The following is a 17434-nucleotide window of genomic DNA, read 5'->3' on the forward strand; positions in this document are numbered from 1 at the left end:
TATTTCATAGTAGTGGAGGCGCTTAAATGGAGATTAAACGTACGACAATTGAAGATAAGGCGTTACAACCATTAAAACAGCCTGCAGCTATTTCGGAGCATGAAATCCAGAAAGAACGAAAGCGTAGCAATTTAGTGTTTACTGGACAGTCTAAAATTATTTCGAAAAATAATGAAATAGGTATTTTACTTGCAAGTTTAAGTGATGGAAAGATTATGAAGGAAATGCTTTCTAAAGAGATGGATACAGTGTTACAACTTTTTAAAAAGTTACACACGTTATCTGGAGAAGGTAAGCAAACAGAAAAAATATTTGAACAAGTAATTAGAAGCCTACAAGGGCTTGTTAAGCAGGCGCATATAAAAGAACTTCCTTTGTTAGATGGAACATATGATTTCGCTGAAGTACAACTATCATTTGGTAGAAAAGTACATATTCCGTTACTAGATGTGAGTGCACTTATCTCTAGAGTGGAAAGTGATTCTTCAGAAGGAAATATAAATTTGATGGTAACGGTTATTACTGCTTATATAACGAAACTGTCTAACGAAACAATTTTAATTAGCGTTACAGACCGTATTGCTAAAGATCGGGATGTAAGTGTATGGAGAGCGCTTGCGGAAATGAACATGACACAATTGTCACAGGCGTTGAAACATACGATGCAAGAACATAAATGGTCTATGACGTTTCTTTTTCTCTTTATATGGATTGTCGGTATTATTTTAATTCGAGTTATGTAAAAAGGTCGTCACTCCATTGTGACGACCTCTTTTATATTTTTTCGTAGAAGAATGTATCAAATCGCTGAAGATTGTAACGTTCGGGTGTTAAAATTTGTTCCGTACTACCAACAAATAGTACACCGCCTTTTCGTAAAGAACGACTAAATTTTTCATAAAGTTTTACTCTTGCTTCTTCTGTAAAATAAATCATTACGTTACGACAAATAATCAAATCATAATTTGTATCGAACGACTGCATTAAAAGGTCGTGCTGTTTGAACGTAACGTTTTGTTTAATGTTTTGATGCAATAAATATATATCATTCTCTTTTGTGAAATGACGTTCTTTCAAATCATTAGGTAATTCCTTCAGAGAACGTTCTGTATATTGACCGCGTTTTGCGGTTTCTAAAATATGAAAATCAAGATCTGTTGCTTGAATTTCAAAACGAAATGGAGCTAGATGCTTTGATAAAATTAAAGAGAGTGTGTACGGTTCTTCACCAGCAGCGCAAGCGGCACTCCATACCTTTAATTTTCCGCTATTTTGTTCGAGTAATTTTGGTAGTGCTTTCGACTCTAAAGTTTGCCATCGTTCTTTATTTCTAAAAAACTCTGAAACGTTAATTGTAATATAGTCAATAAAATTTAAAAATAAATTTTGATCAGCGCGTAATTTGTTTAAAAAATTAGTGTAGTTTTCGAAGCCTTTTCTCGAAATGAAAGCATCGATTCTACGGCGCATTCTATCTTGTTTATATGAAGCGATGTCCATATTGAATTGTTGTTTAAAACTCGCGATAAAATGATCATAATCTTGTTCAATTATCATATTTACAATGGGCACAATAATGATATTGTGCCTCCCCCTTTACATCATACGAATTTTTTGTTCAAAGCTTTTTTTCATTTGCTTTTCATGTAATCCTGGTAAATCATAAATGACAGCATCAATACCTGCTTCTTTTGCAACATCGACAGGGATGACAGATGTATGTTTGTCCCCATTATAAAAACAGAGAACTAAATCAGTGTCTTCAATAATTTGTTTAACAAAAAACATATAATCTGATCGGTAAATGGAGTCAGAAGGATGATCAAAAGCAACATATTCGGCTCCGTGTTTTTTTAAGTAATCAACGACTTCTTGGAATTCATCTGTAATTGCTTGCAATGGTTGCAGCGTGTAAAGGCATAAATTTTGAGCGAGTCTTTCATTCTCAACGAAAAAACGAAGAACCTCATTTTCAATAGATTTATAACATAATATGTAAATTTTATGTTTGTGAGCATAGTCAGTTAAAAATTTTTTAATTTCTTCTTGATCTAATGCTGTTAATTGATTTGAACCACAAAGGAAAATATTCATAGAATTGTGCCACCTCATGCTAAATTGTAACATATCTTTTATAAAAAATAACTGCAAAATATTACTGTTCAGAGTATAATTATAAATAACTGGATTTTACGATTAAGTTTAGGAAGAAATAAAAAAATAAATAGGTGATATATATGCTACGTTCTATCTCGCATAATCCAATTTTATCGCATATACCGCCTGCTACTCAAATGCCGAAAGAAGCAAATGTCAGGACAGGACTTGCATTTTTGGATAATTTGCATGCAGATCCGAAAAAAGATAAATTACTAGAACAAATGGAAGCGTTTGTCGATAATATTGGAGAAATTAAAGAGAAAATTGAAATGGAATTAACGCTTGATAATGTAATGGAATACAAAAATACAGTAAAATCATTTTTGAATTTTTACGTTGATAATGTATTGCAGTATAAAGATGTCATGTCTCGTCACCCACGTTACGGATATTCACAGAAAATGACGATTGTGAAACAGGCAGAAATGGGATTGAATGAATTAGAAGATGTGATGAATTTAATTAATACGAAAACAGGACATTTAGAAATGTTAAATCAAATTGGAGAAATCCATGGTTTAATTGTGAATTTAGTCTTGTAAAAGGAAGGAAGCTATATGTACATACAATTATATGAAAAACTCGTTATTATTCAAAAAGCGTATGAAAATATTCAAGCGCTTGGAGAGCAAATATATGAGAATTTAAAAAATAAAAATGTAAATGCAGTTCAAAAGTTGCAAGTAGAGCAATTGCAGTACATTGATGGTTTAAAAGGGTTATCAAGCTCATTTGAAGAAATGGTTGTTCAGTTCTGTAAAGAACAAGGAGTTGAATCGTTTCGTGTAAGTGCGTTATTTTCGTATTTTTCTCAAGAAGAAATTGAAAAAATGGAAGAATTACAAAAAAACGTAACTGAATTAGAAGAGAATGTAAAAATGATTCTTTTGAAAAATCAATATTACTTAAACGTACTATTAAAAACTACAGAAAGTATTGTGGATTCTGTTTCTGAATATAACTTAGAGCGAAACAATAATTCGCAAATCTTTATGAACGAACTATTGTAAAGGAGAAGTGAAGCTTTATGAGATTATCTGATTATAATACACCGCTATCGGGTATGTTAGCGGCTCAAATGGGGTTACAAACAACGAAACAAAACTTGTCTAACATTCATACACCGGGGTATGTTCGTCAAATGGTGAATTACGGATCTGTTGGAGCAAGTAATGGTCATACGCCAGAACAGAGAATTGGTTACGGTGTACAAACGCTAGGTGTTGACCGTATTACTGATGAGGTAAAAACGAAGCAGTTTAATGATCAATTATCTCAGCTCTCTTACTATAACTACATGAATTCGACTTTATCACGTGTAGAGTCTATGGTTGGAACGACAGGAAAGAATTCATTATCTAGTTTAATGGACGGTTTCTTTAATGCCTTTCGTGAAGTAGCAAAAAATCCAGAGCAACCAAACTACTACGATACATTAATTTCTGAAACTGGGAAGTTCACAAGTCAAGTGAATCGTCTTGCGAAAAACTTAGATACAGTGGAAGCACAGACAGCAGAAGATATTGAAGCGCATGTTAATGAATTTAATCGTCTTGCTGCTAGTTTAGCAGAAGCGAATCATAAAATTGGACAAGCGGGTACACAAGTGCCGAATCAACTTTTAGACGAACGAGATCGCATCGTTACAGAGATGTCTAAGTATGCAAACATCGAAGTATCTTATGAATCTATGAATCCTAATATCGCGAGTGTTAGAATGAATGGTATTTTAACAGTAAATGGACAAGATACATATCCACTTCAATTAAATAAAGAAAAAGACCCAATGTCAGTTGAGATTTACGGTTCAGAAATCAATGTAACTAGCGGAGCGATAAAATCAGCGATTGACACGAAAGCGAAGATAGTTGATTATAAAAAAAATCTTGAAGACTTAATGAGTTCGATGAAAAATCAAGTGAATACAGTGATGGGAAAAGATTTCTTCGTTGGAGATCATGCGAAAGATATGAAGTTAAATCCAGAATTCCAAAAAGATATTTCGAAAATGAAAATATCTGCTGAAACAGCAAATAAACTAGCAGCAGTTACAGAGGACGATTATAAAGAAGGTCTTTCTTATAAACAAGCATTAGATCAATTTATAGTTCGTGTTGCATCTGATAAAAGTGCAGTAAATGGTTATCAAAAAATTCATGGCGACTTACTAGAAGGTATTCAACAAGAAAAAATGAGCGTTGAAGGTGTAAATATGGAAGAGGAAATGGTAAATTTAATGGCCTTCCAAAAATATTTCGTCGCAAACTCTAAAGCTATTACTACAATGAATGAAGTGTTTGATAGTCTATTTTCGATTATTCGATAAGTGATAATAATTGATTGGAAATATATAAGGAGGAGATAGAAATGAGAGTATCTACATTTCAAAATGCAAACTGGGCAAAGAATCAGTTAATGGATTTGAATGTGCAACAACAATACCATAGAAACCAAGTAACTTCAGGGAAGAAAAATCTTCTTATGAGTGAAGATCCACTAGCAGCGAGTAAATCATTTGCGATTCAACATTCATTGGCGAATATTGAACAAATGCAGAAAGATTTAGCTGACTCAAAAAATGTATTAACACAAACTGAAAATACTTTACAAGGTATTTTTAAATCTTTAACGAGAGCAGATCAATTAACGGTACAGGCATTAAATGAGCCAAATGGTGAAAAAGAATTGAAAGCCATTGGTGCAGAGATTGATCAAATTTTAAAACAAGTTGTATATTTAGCGAATACGAAAGAGCAAGGTCGTTATATTTTCGGTGGTGATAGTGCAGAAAAGTCACCATTTACAGAAGATGGTACGTACCAGGGCGGAAAAAATGATGTGAACTGGCAATTAAATGATGGTTATGAATTAAAGGCATTTCGTAACGGAGAAGCATTATTATCACCGGTTATAAAAACGTTAAAACAGATGAGCGAAGCGATGCAAAAAGGTGACCAAAAAGCGTTACAACCGTTATTAGGAGAAAATAAGAAAAACTTAGATGGCATCATTAACCGTACAACTGAAGTTGGTTCAACAATGAACACGATGGAGACATTTAAAACAATTTTAAGTGAGCAAAATTTAGCGCTTCAAGAAAACCGTAAAGAAATTGAGGATGTTGATTTAGCGGTCGCAATTTCTGACTTGGCATATATAAATGCAACGTATGAAGCGACGCTTAAAGCGGTTAGTACGATGAGTAAAACGAGTATTTTAGATTATATGTAAACAATAAGGAGTGATAAATATGGCAGGAACGATGACAGGCATTGGTGGTAGACAACAGATTTGGAATCTTGGAAATAATATGATCGATACTTCTCACTTCGTTGAATTAGAAATGAATGCGTTAGATATGAAAAAGACACCGTATACGAAAGAAAAGAACGACCTTACAAATGATAAATTATTATATACAAGTTTGAAATCAGAATTTGGCTCTTTCACACAAACTTTTAAAAACTTAGCGGCTTTTAAAGGGAATGAGAAAAAAGTAACAACATCACAAGATGGTTATATTAATGTAAAAGCTGATGGTGGTGCAATTGCAGGAACTTTTAATATGACAATTACACAGCTCGCGCAACGTCATCAAATAGCTTCTAACGAAATTAAAGATATAAATGCAAAGCTTCCTAAAGATGAAACATTAAAATTAGGGGGTAAAGAATTAAAAGTAACAACAGATATGACATATAAAGATTTAATTAATAAGATTAATGATGGAGATTATGGCGTATCAGCTTATACACTTGGAAATAAAATTTTCATGACCTCAAAAAAAGAGGGAACAGATGGACAGATTAAGTTTGAGGCGAACACATCTACGCTATTTCAAGATATTGGTTTAGCTAACGCGGAGGGCAAAGCGCTCAATACAATCAATAAAGCACAAAATGCTAAATATAGTATTAATGGTATTACAGATGAAAGTTCTACGAATACAATTGAAGCTCTTCCAGGTGTGAAAATTGAATTATTAAAGGTAACTGAGCCGAAAGTAGAAGGAGCGCCAGATGCTGGTACAACAACAGATCCAAAAACAAAAGGTATAGATCTGAAATTTACAGTAAATGACTCAAACGTAACAGATGCATCGAATGTTATTAAAAAAATGGTAGCTGATTATAACAAAGCTGTTTCTACAGTAGATATCTTTGCTGGAAAAGGTGGAGCTTTCCAAGGTCAAGCTATTATGCAAAGTGTACGTCAAGCGATGAACAATGTCGTAACATTTTCTCAAGATGGTAATTATTTATTCACATTTGGTATTCAATTAAAGCAAGATGGAACGATGGAAGTTGATGATGAAAAGTTAACGAAAGCATTAAAAGAGAAGCCAGATGCAGCGAAGCAATTTTTCTTTAGTTCTAATGGTTTAGGAAAAATGATGGAAGAACCGCTTGATAAACTATTCGGTGATAAAGGTGTAGTCGGCGAGAGAGTAAAAAACATTGATTCACGTGTAAGTGATTTAGATAAAAAGATTAAAGATATTGAAACGCAAAACTTGCAAAAGCAAGATGAAATTGTGAAGAAGTATCAAAAGCTAGAAAGTACATTGGCGGCGCTTGATAGCCAACTAAAAACAATTAAAGCAATGACAAAACAAAAAAGTGATGATTAATGAAAGTTGAGGAAGTGATCGTATGCAAGCATGGCAACGTTATATGCAAAATGATATTATGACGAGTAATCCGATTAAAAATACAATTTTTATTTATGAAAGATGTATTGTAGAGTTTCGTAATTTAGAAGAACTTTTACATACTTTTAAACTACAAGAAGGGGACGCACTTCTTGAAAAATTAGAACGTATTTTTGAAGAACTAAAGCTTCAATTAAATCCTGAGATTACGAAAGATTTATATGATAGTCTATATGGTTTATATGACTGGATTAGCATTCAAATTCAAACGATGAAAGTAACGCGTGAAGCGAAAGATATTGATGCAATTGTGAAAGTGTTACAAGATTTAATAGACGGTTACCGCGGAGCACTTGAAAATGAACAATGATATTTATCGGACGTTTGTCAGCTGTTTTAATGAAATCGGTGAATTGCAAGTGTCAGACAGAGAGTTTGCTGAGAAGAGTGAGATGTTAAATCGCTGGATGATGACATTGGATGAAGAAACGCGTGCGCAAGTTGCAGCAGAAGTAAGCCCATTCATTATTAAGGCAGCTCAGCATATTCGAGATAAGCAAAAGATTTTGGAAGAAATGATTATGACAAATGATGGGCGAATGAAGGCTAATTCATTTTACGGTAAATATTAATAATAACGTCTGGAAGCAGATTCCCCTTTTAAAAGGGGATCTATTCCTTCGTTTACATAAAGAAATCCGCTGATTGAGGTTTCATTTTATGACTGTGATGAAAAAATAATAGTAATCTAAATAATAGAAAAATGGACTTTAGTTTGTAGTTTATATATTGAAATTTTCTATAGATTACTATGTGTATACAGTTTTTTTGCATTCTTTTTTATATTTTTGTATTTTTCTAAAGACAACAATGAAAAAATGGAATAAAATATGTAAGGGTACATAATAGTAAATATTTTAATAAACGCATATAAGAAAATAAATAATGAAGTGAAACTTCTATCAGTGGATCATTACGTTAGAAAAGGAAGGGTGTGGAATATGCCAGATTTAGTGAGTGATGTAAGCCATTATATGAATTATTTAGTGACGAAACGAAATACTGTTTCTAGTAATATTGCAAATGCGAATACACCTGGCTATAAAGCACAAGATGTAACATTTGCTGAGCAGATGAATAAAAGTAGTGCGTTATATAAAAATAATGCGGCTGATTTAAAGAACAATCCAGATTTATATCAAACGAATGAAATGCACTTGCCGACAGTAAATACGAAAAATACATATGCAAAGATTCAAACAAAATCAATGCAAACGAATAAAGACGGGAATAGTGTGGATGTAACGACAGAAATGCTAGATTTAATGAAAACAAATCAGTTATACGGTATTTCAATTAACGCAATTAATACACAATATGCAATTAACCAAGCGGCACGCGGACGTTAAAAGTAGAAGGAGAGACAACGGATGTTTCAGGCAATTAATGCAAGTGGCTCAGGGCTAACGACAGCGAGAAAGTGGATGGAAGTTACTTCTAACAATATTGTAAATGCGAATACGACGGCGGCTCCGGGGGCAGATTTATATGAGCGTCGTAGTGTGGTGCTAGAATCAAATAATAGTTTTGCAAGTATGTTAGATGGGTCTCCTACTAACGGAGTGAAAATAAAAAGTATTGAAGCAGACAAAACGGAAAATTTAGTGTATGATCCGACGCATCCGCACGCAAATGAAGAAGGATATGTACGTTATCCAAATATTGATGTAACTGCTGAAATGACGAATGTAATGGTTGCTCAAAAAATGTATGAAGCGAATACGAGTGTATTAAATGCAAATAAAAAAATGCTTGATAAAGATTTAGAAATCGGCCGAGGATAAGGGGGAAGATAGTAATATGAAAATCCAACCAATGTTACATACACAACCATTTGGAGCAATTCAGTCAATTGGTGCACCGAAAACTTCTCAAACATCTGTAGTTGAGGGGAAAAAGTTTATTGATTTATTGGAAGATATGAATCAAACGCAAAACAATGCACAAACAGCGGTATATGATTTACTAACTAAAGGGGTAGGAGAAACACATGACGTTTTAATTCAGCAAAAGAAAGCTGAGTCTCAAATGAAAACGGCTGCTCTCGTACGTGATAATCTTATTGAAAATTATAAGTCACTAATTAATATGCAAATTTAGGAAAGTGGACGGGTGTGTTTAAATGGAAAAGATGAAAAATGTTATCCAATCGTTAAAAACGTGGCATAAGTTAGTAATCGGTGCTGCGCTTTTAGCGATTGTAACAGGAGCACTTTTATACTTCACCTTGCCAGATAAATATGTTGTTGTATATCAAAATTTAAATGATGCAGATAAACAAGAGATTACAGCAGAATTATCGAAGTTAGGTGTCGATTACCAATTAGCGGCCGATGGTTCAATTCGTGTGCAAAAGAATGATGCTCCATGGGTTCGAAAAGAAATGAATGGGATGGGCTTACCGTTTAATTCGAAAAGCGGTGAGGAAATTTTATTAGAAAGCTCTCTCGGTTCAAGTGAACAAGATAAAAAAATGAAGCAAATTGTCGGTACGAAGAAGCAATTGGAGCAAGATATTGTAAGAAACTTTGCGACAGTTGAAACGGCAAATGTTCAAATTACATTGCCTGAAAAAGAGACAATTTTTGATGAAGAAAAAGCGAAAGGAACAGCGGCGATTACGGTTGGAGTGAAACGTGGACAATTGTTAACAGCTGATCAAGTTGCAGGTATACAGCAAATGATTAGTGCAGCGGTTCCTGGTGTGAAGGCAGAAGAAGTAAGTGTTATTGATAGTAAAAAAGGTGTTATCTCAAAAGGAGCAGATGAAGCACATTCTAGTAGTTCCTCTTCTTACGAGAAAGAAGTAGAGATGCAGCACCAACTTGAAGGTAAATTAAAGCAAGATATTGATGCAACATTAATGACGATGTTTAAACCGAATGAATATAAAGTGAATACGAAAGTATCTGTAAACTACGATGAAGTTACACGTCAGTCAGAAAAGTATGGTGATAAAGGTGTACTTCGTAGTAAACAAGAGCAAGAGGAAAGCTCTACTGCGCAAGAAGGGGCAGATACGAAGCAAGGTGCTGGTATTACAGCGAACGGTGAAGTGCCAAACTACGGTACGAACAATAATCAAAATGGTAAAGTTGTCTATGATAATAAAAATGGTAATAAAATCGAAAACTATGAAATAGATAAAACAGTTGAAACAATTAAGAAACACCCAGAATTAACGAAAACAAATGTTGTTGTATGGGTAGATAATGATACGTTAGTAAAACGTAGAATTGATATGACAACTTTTAAAGAAGCAATCGGAACAGCGGCAGGACTTCAAGCTGATCCGAACGGTAACTTTATAAATGGTCAAGTTAACGTTGTAACTGTTCAGTTCGATCAGCCGAAAGCCGAAAAAGAGAAAGAGCCAGAAAAAAGTGGTATGAACTGGTGGTTATTCGGTGGAATTACAGCTGGCTTATTAGCAATCGGTGGTCTAGTATGGTTCTTATTAGCAAGACGTAAGAGAAAGAAAGAAGAAGAGGAATATGAAGAATACTTAGCAGAAGAGGAAGTGGCTGCAAGTAATGAAAGTATCTTGGAAATTCCTGAAGAAAAAATAGTGCCAGAGCCAAAACCTGAACCAGAAGAACCGAAAGAACCAACGTTAGATGAACAAGTGCAGGATGCTACGAAAGAACATGTAGAAGGAACTGCAAAAGTAATTAAAAAATGGTTAAACGGACAGTAAGGGAGGAACAACGATGTTAGATGAAATCTCCTCCAAAGAAAAAGCTGCCATCCTTATTCGTACATTAGAAGAAGGGGTGGCAGCAAAAGTCATTGAATATATGACAGCTGAGGAAAAAGAAGTATTACTTCGTGAAATCGCAAAGTTTCGTGTATACAAACCAGAAACGTTAGAAAATGTACTAGGAGAGTTCTTATATGAACTAAATGTAAAAGAATTGAACTTAGTCACTCCAGATAAAGAATACATTCGTCGCATATTTAAAAACATGCCAGAAGACGAACTGGAAAAATTATTGGAAGATCTTTGGTATAACAAAGATAATCCATTTGAATTCTTAAATTCACTTACAGATTTAGAACCACTTCTTACAGTGCTTAATGATGAGTCACCACAAACAATTGCAATTATCGCTTCTTATATTAAACCGCAACTTGCGTCTCAATTAATTGAGAGATTGCCAGATCATAAACGAGTAGAGACGGTAATGGGTATTGCGAAGTTAGAACAAGTTGATGGTGAATTAATTAATCAAATTGGCGAGTTGTTAAAATCGAAATTAAATAATATGGCATTCAGTGCAATTAATAAAACTGATGGCTTGAAAACAATCGTAAACATTTTAAATAATGTTTCACGTGGTGTTGAAAAAACAGTCTTTCAAAAGCTGGATGAAGTCGATTATGAGTTATCTGAGAAAATTAAAGAAAATATGTTTGTCTTTGAAGACTTACTTGGTCTTGAAGATCTTGCGCTTCGCCGTGTATTAGAAGAAATTACAGATAACGGTGTTCTTGCGAAAGCACTTAAAATTGCAAAAGAAGAAATTAAAGAGAAATTATTTACATGTATGTCTTCAAACCGTAAAGAGATGATTCTAGAAGAATTAGATGGCTTAGGACCGCTTAAGATGACGGATGCTGAAAAAGCGCAGCAAACGATCACTGGTACAGTGAAAAAGCTAGAGAAAGAAGGAAGAATTATCGTTCAAAGAGGTGAAGAGGATGTCCTTATTTAAAAACAGAATTCCGAAGAATTCTGTTTCTTTTTCTGAAGAAACGTATGAATTACAATTTCCAAAACCAGCTTCAGTTCAAATAGAAGAGGAAGAATTACAAGCTGATCATGCAGAACTTCGCGCCCAGCAAGAATCATTACATATGGAAATGAATCAGCTAAGGCAAGAGAAGCAAATGCTAGAACGAGAGCAGCAGCAGTTATTACAAGATAAAGAACAATTTCAAATGCATATTCATGAACAAATGGAACAGATGGAAGCAGCGCGTGTGCAGTTTCAAAAAGAACAACAAGAAACAGCATATGAATGGACAGAGTTATTATGGGATCAATCTTTTCATCTAGCAGAAAAAATCGTGAATCAAGCGGTAGATTCACGATCGCTTGATGTGTTACCTATTTTAACTGGCATCGTGCAAACATTGCCAACTTCGTTTGAAAAATTAATCATTACAGTACATCCAGAAACGTTTGAACGTATTCAAGAAGAGAAGGAGAATACGAAAGAATATTGGTTACTACAATTAGTAGAATGGAAATATGATTTCTCCCTGCAGTTTGGTGAATTTGTTCTGGAAGAAGAGAAAGAGTTCTTTGAATTTAAATTTGCACCTATATTTGCGAAACTTCGTCAGAAATGGGAAGAAGAGAAGTTATTTGAGGAGCAAAATGTATGAGCCGCCTGTTAATGAATGAGAACGAAAAATGGAATAAGTTCATTGAAACACCGCTGTATACGAAAGTAGGCAAAGTTCATAGTGTACAAGAACAGTTTTTCGTAGCAAAAGGGCCGAAAGCAAAGATTGGAGATGTTTGCTTCGTTGGAGAACATAACGTCTTATGTGAAGTGATTGCTATTGAAAAAGAAAATAATATGCTACTTCCATTTGAACAGACAGAAAAAGTATGTTATGGAGATTCAGTGACATTAGTTTCAGAAGATGTTGCTGTACCACGTGGTAATCACTTGCTCGGAAAAGTGTTAAGTGCAAATGGTGAAGTGTTAAATGAGGAAGCTGAAAACATTCCATTACAGAAAATTAAACTAGATGCACCGCCTATACATGCATTTGAACGTGAAGAGATTACCGATGTATTTGAAACAGGAATAAAATCAATTGATTCTATGCTAACAATTGGTATCGGTCAAAAGATTGGTATTTTTGCTGGGTCAGGTGTTGGTAAATCTACTTTACTTGGAATGATAGCAAAAAATGCAAAAGCTGATATAAACGTTATTAGTTTAGTAGGAGAACGTGGCCGGGAAGTAAAAGACTTTATTCGAAAAGAGTTAGGCGAGGAAGGGATGCGAAAAAGCGTCGTTGTTGTAGCGACGTCAGATGAAAGTCACCTTATGCAACTTCGTGCCGCGAAACTCGCAACGTCTATTGCTGAATACTTCCGTGATCAAGGCAATAACGTATTACTTATGATGGACTCTGTTACTCGTTTCGCCGATGCCCGTAGAAGTGTTGATATTGCTGTTAAAGAGTTACCGATTGGTGGTAAAACACTGTTAATGGAAAGTTATATGAAGAAGCTGTTAGAGCGGTCCGGGAAAACACAAAAGGGATCTATAACAGGTATTTATACGGTGCTTGTTGATGGGGACGATTTAAATGGCCCTGTACCAGATTTAGCACGTGGTATTTTAGATGGACATATTGTATTAAAGCGTGAGCTTGCAACGCTTAGTCATTATCCTGCAATTTCAGTATTAGATTCAGTAAGTAGGATTATGGAAGAAATCGTTTCGCCACATCATTGGCAACTTGCAAATGAAATGAGGAAAATTTTATCAATTTATAAAGAAAATGAATTGTATTTTAAGTTAGGAACGATTCAAGAAAATGAAGAAAATGCTTATATTTTTGAATGTAAAAATAAAGTAGAAGGTATAAATACATTTTTAAAGCAAGGTCGATCGGATAGTTTCCAATTTGATGATATCGTTGAAGCGATACACCATATAGTATAAGGCCTCTGCCTAAGAGGTCTTATTTTTTTGTTTTTTAATATTTCACAGATTTTTTTGGAAAAAAACTATATAATAGAAAAAGAGAACGTTATAATAGGAAGGGGCTATGAAAACAGGTGGATAAACAGCAGTACGACACAATAAAATTGCAAATAAATCAAGAAAAAGAACATATTTTAAAAGAAGTGTATGAATTAACAGCTGAAAAAAGAAAAATAGAACAAAAAAAAGAATATGATTTATATGTTGTGAAATCGCGTAGTAAAGTCGTACAAACTGGGCAACGTATTATGGCGGGCATGCTTTCTTCACATACGTTTTCACCTGAAAGAATAGAAGAATGGAATCGAAAAATTAAAAAAACGGAAGGTTTTATTCAAAAAAATGAAAGCCTTTTAGAGCAAGTAAAAGAAAAAGAACGTGTCATTGATGAGATGTATCAAGAAAATCGTAAAAAGCTTGCGAAAGCACAAGAAAAGCTGGAAGAAAAAATGCTTCTGGATTTGAAAATGTGTATGAATGGATGAGGTGAATGTAGTGATACAGTCTGTATTACCGGTGCAACAAAGTTTACCTCCGCAAAAAGAAAAAGGGCTAGAAGTACAATCGAAAAATGAAGATTCTTCATTCGATCGTACGATGAGAATGGAAAATAAAAAACAGCCGAAAACGGAGAAAACGAAACGAGAAGAAGCACCAACAGAAGAGAAAAAAGATTATATTCTTTCTAAAAAATCGGTAACGAAAGAAGAACCAAATGTAAAGAAAGAAGAAAAAAAAGAGACAGAACAGTTGTTATTAGCTGTATCTGAGCAAATGGTTGCAATTGAGCAATTACATGTGCAGCCGGAATTGTTATATCAATACATACAAAAAATACAAGAGCTATATAAAGAATATGGCAATATTAAACTTAATGAATTACCTGCAGCTGAATTACAACAATTACAAGAACTTCTTTCAAATATGAATATCAAAAATGCTATATGTTTAGAAGATACAATGCAAATGGTATTAGACAAAATGAAGATGCCAGAGCAAACGATGCAAGCATTGAAAGTTGTAGAAACAGAAACTTGTAATATTGCAAAGAAACAAGAAGAGTCTAAAGAGGTAGATCTTCCGAAACTTGAGAGCGATGATGCAAAGGTAGAGTTGCCAGAAGTTGATGCATTAAACGATTCGAGCTCTGCAGGTGCAGAATTATTAAATAAAACGACGAGTACCGAACAAATAGGGAAATCAAATAGTGGTGCTGAGAAAGTTTCATTACCTGACTTAGGAAAGAAAATGGAAGCGCAAGTAGAAGCGCTGCAAAAATTTGTAGTGAAACAAGAACGTGTTTTATTCCAGTTAAATCCAGAAAAACTTGGTACATTAACAGTGTTTATGAAAAAACATGGAGATCAAATTGACGTTCACGTAGAAATGGAGAAACACGATGCGAAAAAACGTGTTGAAATCATTTTTGATGAATTGAGATTAAAGTTAAAAGAAAAAGAAATCAATATTCAAATTAGCTATTCAGATAAAGATGAAAATCGAAAAGAACAGCGAGAACAAGAGCAAAGGCAAAAACAGAAATTAGCAAATACAAATCATGAAAAACAACAATCAACAGAATTTGCGGGATTATTGGAGGAATAAAGCGTGCCAACAGTTGGATTAAATACAACCAGTACAAATCATATTCCGTTACAAGCAGGAGCGCAAGCAAAAAACGCAACTGTTAATGGTGTACAATCGCCAGTGCAACAAAGTAATGGAGTTTCGGCAGGAGCGCAAAAGACTCCTGGGGTAATGGGGAAAGATGATTTCTTAAAATTGTTTTTATCAAGTTTCCAACATCAAGATCCATTTAATGCGATGGATATGAATCAAATGATGAATCAGACAGCGCAGTTATCTCTTATGGAACAAGTACAGAATATGACGAAAGCAGTAGATAAGCTGCAATCAACGATGTATTCAACAGCACTTGATGGTGGAATGAAGTTTTTAGGTAAATACGTAAGAGGTGTTGACGGTGACGGAAACAAAGTAACCGGTCAAGTAGAAACAGTTCGCCTTGCGGAAAATAACGATGTACAGCTCGTTATTAATAATAAGGTTGTATCTCTTCGTTTCGTTGAGAGAGTGTCTGATAAACCGATTGGGGAAACGAACCCAGAAGACGCAAAGAAAGACGATCAAAAAGTAACTGAAGAAGTAAAAACTACAAATTCATAAGGAGTGTCCATACGTTATGATTAAAGCGTTATATACAAGTATTACAGGGATGAATGCAACACAAAATGCATTAAGTGTAACTTCAAATAATATTGCCAATGCACAAACAGTAGGTTATAAAAAACAAAAAGCAATGTTTGATGATTTACTATATAACAATTCGATTGGTGCAAAAGGTGACGGTAAATACGCAGGAACAAATCCGAAAAGTATTGGTAATGGTGTGAAAATGAGTGGTACAGTTACGGATTATAGTGATGGTACAATTACGTTAACAGGCGGCAAAACACAAGCCGCAATGGAAGGTAATGGTTTCTTCGTTGTAGGTGATTCAAAAGGCGGAAATATGGAATTTACTCGTAAAGGTACGTTTGGGATATCTTCAGATTACTATATTACGAATACTGAAGGTCAATATGTATTTGCATACCCTGCGAATGAGGCAACTGGTGAAGTTGATTTATCTGGAATTCCAGGACCGTTGCAAATTCCAATGGGAACAGCAATTGGTGGTATTCGAACATCGAAAGGGACAATTAAAGGTAATATTCCAACTGGTGAAAAACAAATTACACAAGATTTACCTGTATATGATAATGCGGGGAATACATGGACAATGCGTGTCGAGTTTAAACAAACGAGCGAACATAATTATACATATAAAGTACAAATGCGTAATGACTCGAAAAAAGAAACAGAGTTTAAGGATGTTCCAGGTGCAGGTGGTAATATGACATTTGATGCTGTTGGAAATCCAAATCCGAAAGAGCAAGGAGCCAATATTCCATTTGATGGCGGCTCTATAAAATTAGACTTAAGTCATTTAACAAACCATCCAACAGATAAAACATTATCAGTAACAGACGTAGATGGTAGAGCAGCAGCGACGGTTAAAGATTGCTTCATTGCTGACGGTGGATATGTGATGGTAAAATATTCTGATGGAAGTATGAAATCAGCTGGTCAATTAGCTGTTGCGATGTTCCCGAACGAAGGCGGACTAATGAAAACAGGTAATGGTAACTATACAGCGACGAATACAACAGGTATTTTAGCTCTTGGTGCATCTGGTCAAAACGGTGCGGGTAAAGTACGCGGTGGTGCACAAGAAGGTGCCAATGTAGATTTATCTGTAGAATTCGTTGACTTAATGTTATACCAACGCGGATTCCAAGGAAATGCGAAAGTGATTAAAGTTTCAGATGAAGTATTAAATGAAGTTGTAAACTTAATTCGATAATATATCGTAAAGAAAAAATGTAATGGAGTAGAAAGGGTTTTTTATTCGTATGACAAGACAAGAGCGAATTTTACAATTGCCTTTTTTCGAAAATAAACGTGAACTTGCCGAGCAAGTATTAAAAATAGAACGAGAAGAGCATGTATATTTACCAGATCAATTTGAAATTAAGCAAGTGCCTCCGTATTCATTTGGCGAAAAACAAGCAATCATTGGCCGTATCCATGAGTTTTATTTCATAAGTGTTGGTAGCGATAGCGTTTGGAAGTATCAACTGTTTAAGGATGAGATGAAGTGTCGTGAGTTTTTTGTTATGTTGCCAAATATTACGGATCAGCAGATAGCGTTTTGGTTTAATAACATAGAGTTATTGAAAGGTTCTTAAAAGCACTTTTTAGGTTT

The 17434-nt window shown here is 34.5% G+C and carries 22 protein-coding genes; 20 read left to right on the plus strand and 2 right to left on the minus strand.

Annotation, left to right across the window (positions count from 1 at the left end):
• Positions 1 to 26 precede the first annotated feature (26 nt).
• Positions 27 to 743: a hypothetical protein gene (locus N2V79_RS08425; RefSeq protein ID WP_069355334.1), complete on the plus strand. Its 717-nt coding sequence runs from the start codon at positions 27 to 29 to the stop codon at positions 741 to 743.
• A 31-nt stretch (positions 744 to 774) separates the two neighbouring features.
• Here N2V79_RS08425 and cheR read toward each other — a convergent pair whose 3' ends face one another.
• Both cheR and N2V79_RS08435 read right to left on the minus strand, forming a co-directional pair.
• Positions 775 to 1557, minus strand: coding sequence for a protein-glutamate O-methyltransferase CheR (gene cheR, locus N2V79_RS08430; RefSeq protein WP_140155647.1), 783 nt, complete (start codon positions 1555 to 1557; stop codon positions 775 to 777).
• A gap of 39 nt (positions 1558 to 1596) precedes the next feature.
• The gene (locus tag N2V79_RS08435) at positions 1597 to 2094 is read right to left on the minus strand and encodes a flagellar motor switch protein FliG (RefSeq protein WP_001020110.1); all 498 of its coding nucleotides are present in this window, start codon (positions 2092 to 2094) and stop codon (positions 1597 to 1599) included.
• Positions 2095 to 2237: 143 nt separating this feature from the next.
• Between N2V79_RS08435 and N2V79_RS08440 the strand changes: the two genes are divergently transcribed.
• The 19 genes from N2V79_RS08440 (at position 2238) to N2V79_RS08530 (ending at position 17417) form a co-directional block, all read left to right on the plus strand.
• A complete protein-coding gene (locus N2V79_RS08440) occupies positions 2238 to 2702 on the plus strand; it encodes a YaaR family protein (RefSeq protein ID WP_340719771.1) in 465 nt (154 codons plus the stop codon).
• Between the two features lie 15 nt (positions 2703 to 2717).
• The gene (locus N2V79_RS08445; protein WP_000275878.1) at positions 2718 to 3170 is read left to right on the plus strand and encodes a hypothetical protein; all 453 of its coding nucleotides are present in this window, start codon (positions 2718 to 2720) and stop codon (positions 3168 to 3170) included.
• Between the two features lie 17 nt (positions 3171 to 3187).
• Positions 3188 to 4486, plus strand: coding sequence for a flagellar hook-associated protein FlgK (gene flgK, locus N2V79_RS08450; RefSeq protein ID WP_016082184.1), 1299 nt, complete (start codon positions 3188 to 3190; stop codon positions 4484 to 4486).
• A gap of 41 nt (positions 4487 to 4527) precedes the next feature.
• Positions 4528 to 5391, plus strand: coding sequence for a flagellar hook-associated protein 3 (locus tag N2V79_RS08455; RefSeq protein WP_001266403.1), 864 nt, complete (start codon positions 4528 to 4530; stop codon positions 5389 to 5391).
• A 19-nt stretch (positions 5392 to 5410) separates the two neighbouring features.
• Complete coding sequence (locus N2V79_RS08460; RefSeq protein ID WP_340719772.1) at positions 5411 to 6790, plus strand: flagellar hook-associated protein 2; 1380 nt, start codon at positions 5411 to 5413, stop codon at positions 6788 to 6790.
• A gap of 22 nt (positions 6791 to 6812) precedes the next feature.
• A complete protein-coding gene (locus N2V79_RS08465; RefSeq protein WP_001149516.1) occupies positions 6813 to 7181 on the plus strand; it encodes a flagellar export chaperone FliS in 369 nt (122 codons plus the stop codon).
• Positions 7171 to 7443, plus strand: coding sequence for a hypothetical protein (locus tag N2V79_RS08470; RefSeq protein WP_001058088.1), 273 nt, complete (start codon positions 7171 to 7173; stop codon positions 7441 to 7443). Before N2V79_RS08465 ends, N2V79_RS08470 begins: the two co-directional genes overlap by 11 nt.
• A 318-nt stretch (positions 7444 to 7761) precedes the next feature.
• Positions 7762 to 8220, plus strand: a complete 459-nt coding sequence (flgB, locus tag N2V79_RS08475; RefSeq protein WP_445661887.1) for a flagellar basal body rod protein FlgB — start codon at positions 7762 to 7764, stop codon at positions 8218 to 8220.
• A gap of 21 nt (positions 8221 to 8241) precedes the next feature.
• On the plus strand, positions 8242 to 8655 hold the full coding sequence (gene flgC, locus N2V79_RS08480) for a flagellar basal body rod protein FlgC (protein ID WP_065482994.1): 414 nt from the start codon (positions 8242 to 8244) through the stop codon (positions 8653 to 8655).
• Positions 8656 to 8671: 16 nt separating this feature from the next.
• Positions 8672 to 8971 (plus strand): flagellar hook-basal body complex protein FliE, encoded by a 300-nt coding sequence (gene fliE, locus N2V79_RS08485; protein ID WP_000701672.1) that lies wholly within the window; start codon positions 8672 to 8674, stop codon positions 8969 to 8971.
• Between the two features lie 22 nt (positions 8972 to 8993).
• Complete coding sequence (locus N2V79_RS08490; RefSeq protein ID WP_053564842.1) at positions 8994 to 10568, plus strand: flagellar M-ring protein FliF C-terminal domain-containing protein; 1575 nt, start codon at positions 8994 to 8996, stop codon at positions 10566 to 10568.
• Positions 10569 to 10581: 13 nt separating this feature from the next.
• On the plus strand, positions 10582 to 11586 hold the full coding sequence (fliG, locus tag N2V79_RS08495) for a flagellar motor switch protein FliG (RefSeq protein ID WP_000883364.1): 1005 nt from the start codon (positions 10582 to 10584) through the stop codon (positions 11584 to 11586).
• A complete protein-coding gene (locus tag N2V79_RS08500) occupies positions 11573 to 12262 on the plus strand; it encodes a FliH/SctL family protein (RefSeq protein ID WP_000051688.1) in 690 nt (229 codons plus the stop codon). Before fliG ends, N2V79_RS08500 begins: the two co-directional genes overlap by 14 nt.
• The gene (gene fliI / locus N2V79_RS08505) at positions 12259 to 13563 is read left to right on the plus strand and encodes a flagellar protein export ATPase FliI (protein ID WP_327886790.1); all 1305 of its coding nucleotides are present in this window, start codon (positions 12259 to 12261) and stop codon (positions 13561 to 13563) included. The genes N2V79_RS08500 and fliI overlap by 4 nt, the downstream gene beginning before the upstream one ends.
• Before the next feature lie 116 nt (positions 13564 to 13679).
• Positions 13680 to 14090 carry a hypothetical protein gene (locus N2V79_RS08510; protein ID WP_053564840.1) on the plus strand — a complete coding sequence of 137 codons (411 nt, stop codon included), beginning with the start codon at positions 13680 to 13682 and terminating at the stop codon, positions 14088 to 14090.
• 10 nt (positions 14091 to 14100) lie between these two features.
• Complete coding sequence (locus N2V79_RS08515; RefSeq protein WP_053564839.1) at positions 14101 to 15210, plus strand: flagellar hook-length control protein FliK; 1110 nt, start codon at positions 14101 to 14103, stop codon at positions 15208 to 15210.
• Positions 15211 to 15213: 3 nt separating this feature from the next.
• A complete protein-coding gene (locus tag N2V79_RS08520; protein WP_016082176.1) occupies positions 15214 to 15792 on the plus strand; it encodes a flagellar hook assembly protein FlgD in 579 nt (192 codons plus the stop codon).
• A 16-nt stretch (positions 15793 to 15808) separates the two neighbouring features.
• Positions 15809 to 17032, plus strand: a complete 1224-nt coding sequence (locus N2V79_RS08525; RefSeq protein ID WP_000588320.1) for a flagellar hook protein FlgE — start codon at positions 15809 to 15811, stop codon at positions 17030 to 17032.
• 49 nt (positions 17033 to 17081) lie between these two features.
• Entirely contained in the window at positions 17082 to 17417 is a 336-nt protein-coding gene (locus N2V79_RS08530) for a DUF3964 family protein (protein WP_000198166.1), read from the plus strand.
• Positions 17418 to 17434: the final 17 nt, after the last annotated feature.

This window comes from Bacillus sp. CH_70 (assembly GCF_038007045.1).
GTDB lineage: Bacteria > Bacillota > Bacilli > Bacillales > Bacillaceae_G > Bacillus_A > Bacillus_A cereus.

Coding starts and splice junctions, on each gene's coding strand:
- N2V79_RS08425 (WP_069355334.1), top strand. CDS start 27: ATGGAGATTAAACGTACGACAATTGAAGATAAGGCGTTACAACCATTA.
- cheR (WP_140155647.1), bottom strand. CDS start 1,557: ATGATAATTGAACAAGATTATGATCATTTTATCGCGAGTTTTAAACAA.
- N2V79_RS08435 (WP_001020110.1), bottom strand. CDS start 2,094: ATGAATATTTTCCTTTGTGGTTCAAATCAATTAACAGCATTAGATCAA.
- N2V79_RS08440 (WP_340719771.1), top strand. CDS start 2,238: ATGCTACGTTCTATCTCGCATAATCCAATTTTATCGCATATACCGCCT.
- N2V79_RS08445 (WP_000275878.1), top strand. CDS start 2,718: ATGTACATACAATTATATGAAAAACTCGTTATTATTCAAAAAGCGTAT.
- flgK (WP_016082184.1), top strand. CDS start 3,188: ATGAGATTATCTGATTATAATACACCGCTATCGGGTATGTTAGCGGCT.
- N2V79_RS08455 (WP_001266403.1), top strand. CDS start 4,528: ATGAGAGTATCTACATTTCAAAATGCAAACTGGGCAAAGAATCAGTTA.
- N2V79_RS08460 (WP_340719772.1), top strand. CDS start 5,411: ATGGCAGGAACGATGACAGGCATTGGTGGTAGACAACAGATTTGGAAT.
- N2V79_RS08465 (WP_001149516.1), top strand. CDS start 6,813: ATGCAAGCATGGCAACGTTATATGCAAAATGATATTATGACGAGTAAT.
- N2V79_RS08470 (WP_001058088.1), top strand. CDS start 7,171: ATGAACAATGATATTTATCGGACGTTTGTCAGCTGTTTTAATGAAATC.
- flgC (WP_065482994.1), top strand. CDS start 8,242: ATGTTTCAGGCAATTAATGCAAGTGGCTCAGGGCTAACGACAGCGAGA.
- fliE (WP_000701672.1), top strand. CDS start 8,672: ATGAAAATCCAACCAATGTTACATACACAACCATTTGGAGCAATTCAG.
- N2V79_RS08490 (WP_053564842.1), top strand. CDS start 8,994: ATGGAAAAGATGAAAAATGTTATCCAATCGTTAAAAACGTGGCATAAG.
- fliG (WP_000883364.1), top strand. CDS start 10,582: ATGTTAGATGAAATCTCCTCCAAAGAAAAAGCTGCCATCCTTATTCGT.
- N2V79_RS08500 (WP_000051688.1), top strand. CDS start 11,573: ATGTCCTTATTTAAAAACAGAATTCCGAAGAATTCTGTTTCTTTTTCT.
- fliI (WP_327886790.1), top strand. CDS start 12,259: ATGAGCCGCCTGTTAATGAATGAGAACGAAAAATGGAATAAGTTCATT.
- N2V79_RS08525 (WP_000588320.1), top strand. CDS start 15,809: ATGATTAAAGCGTTATATACAAGTATTACAGGGATGAATGCAACACAA.
- N2V79_RS08530 (WP_000198166.1), top strand. CDS start 17,082: ATGACAAGACAAGAGCGAATTTTACAATTGCCTTTTTTCGAAAATAAA.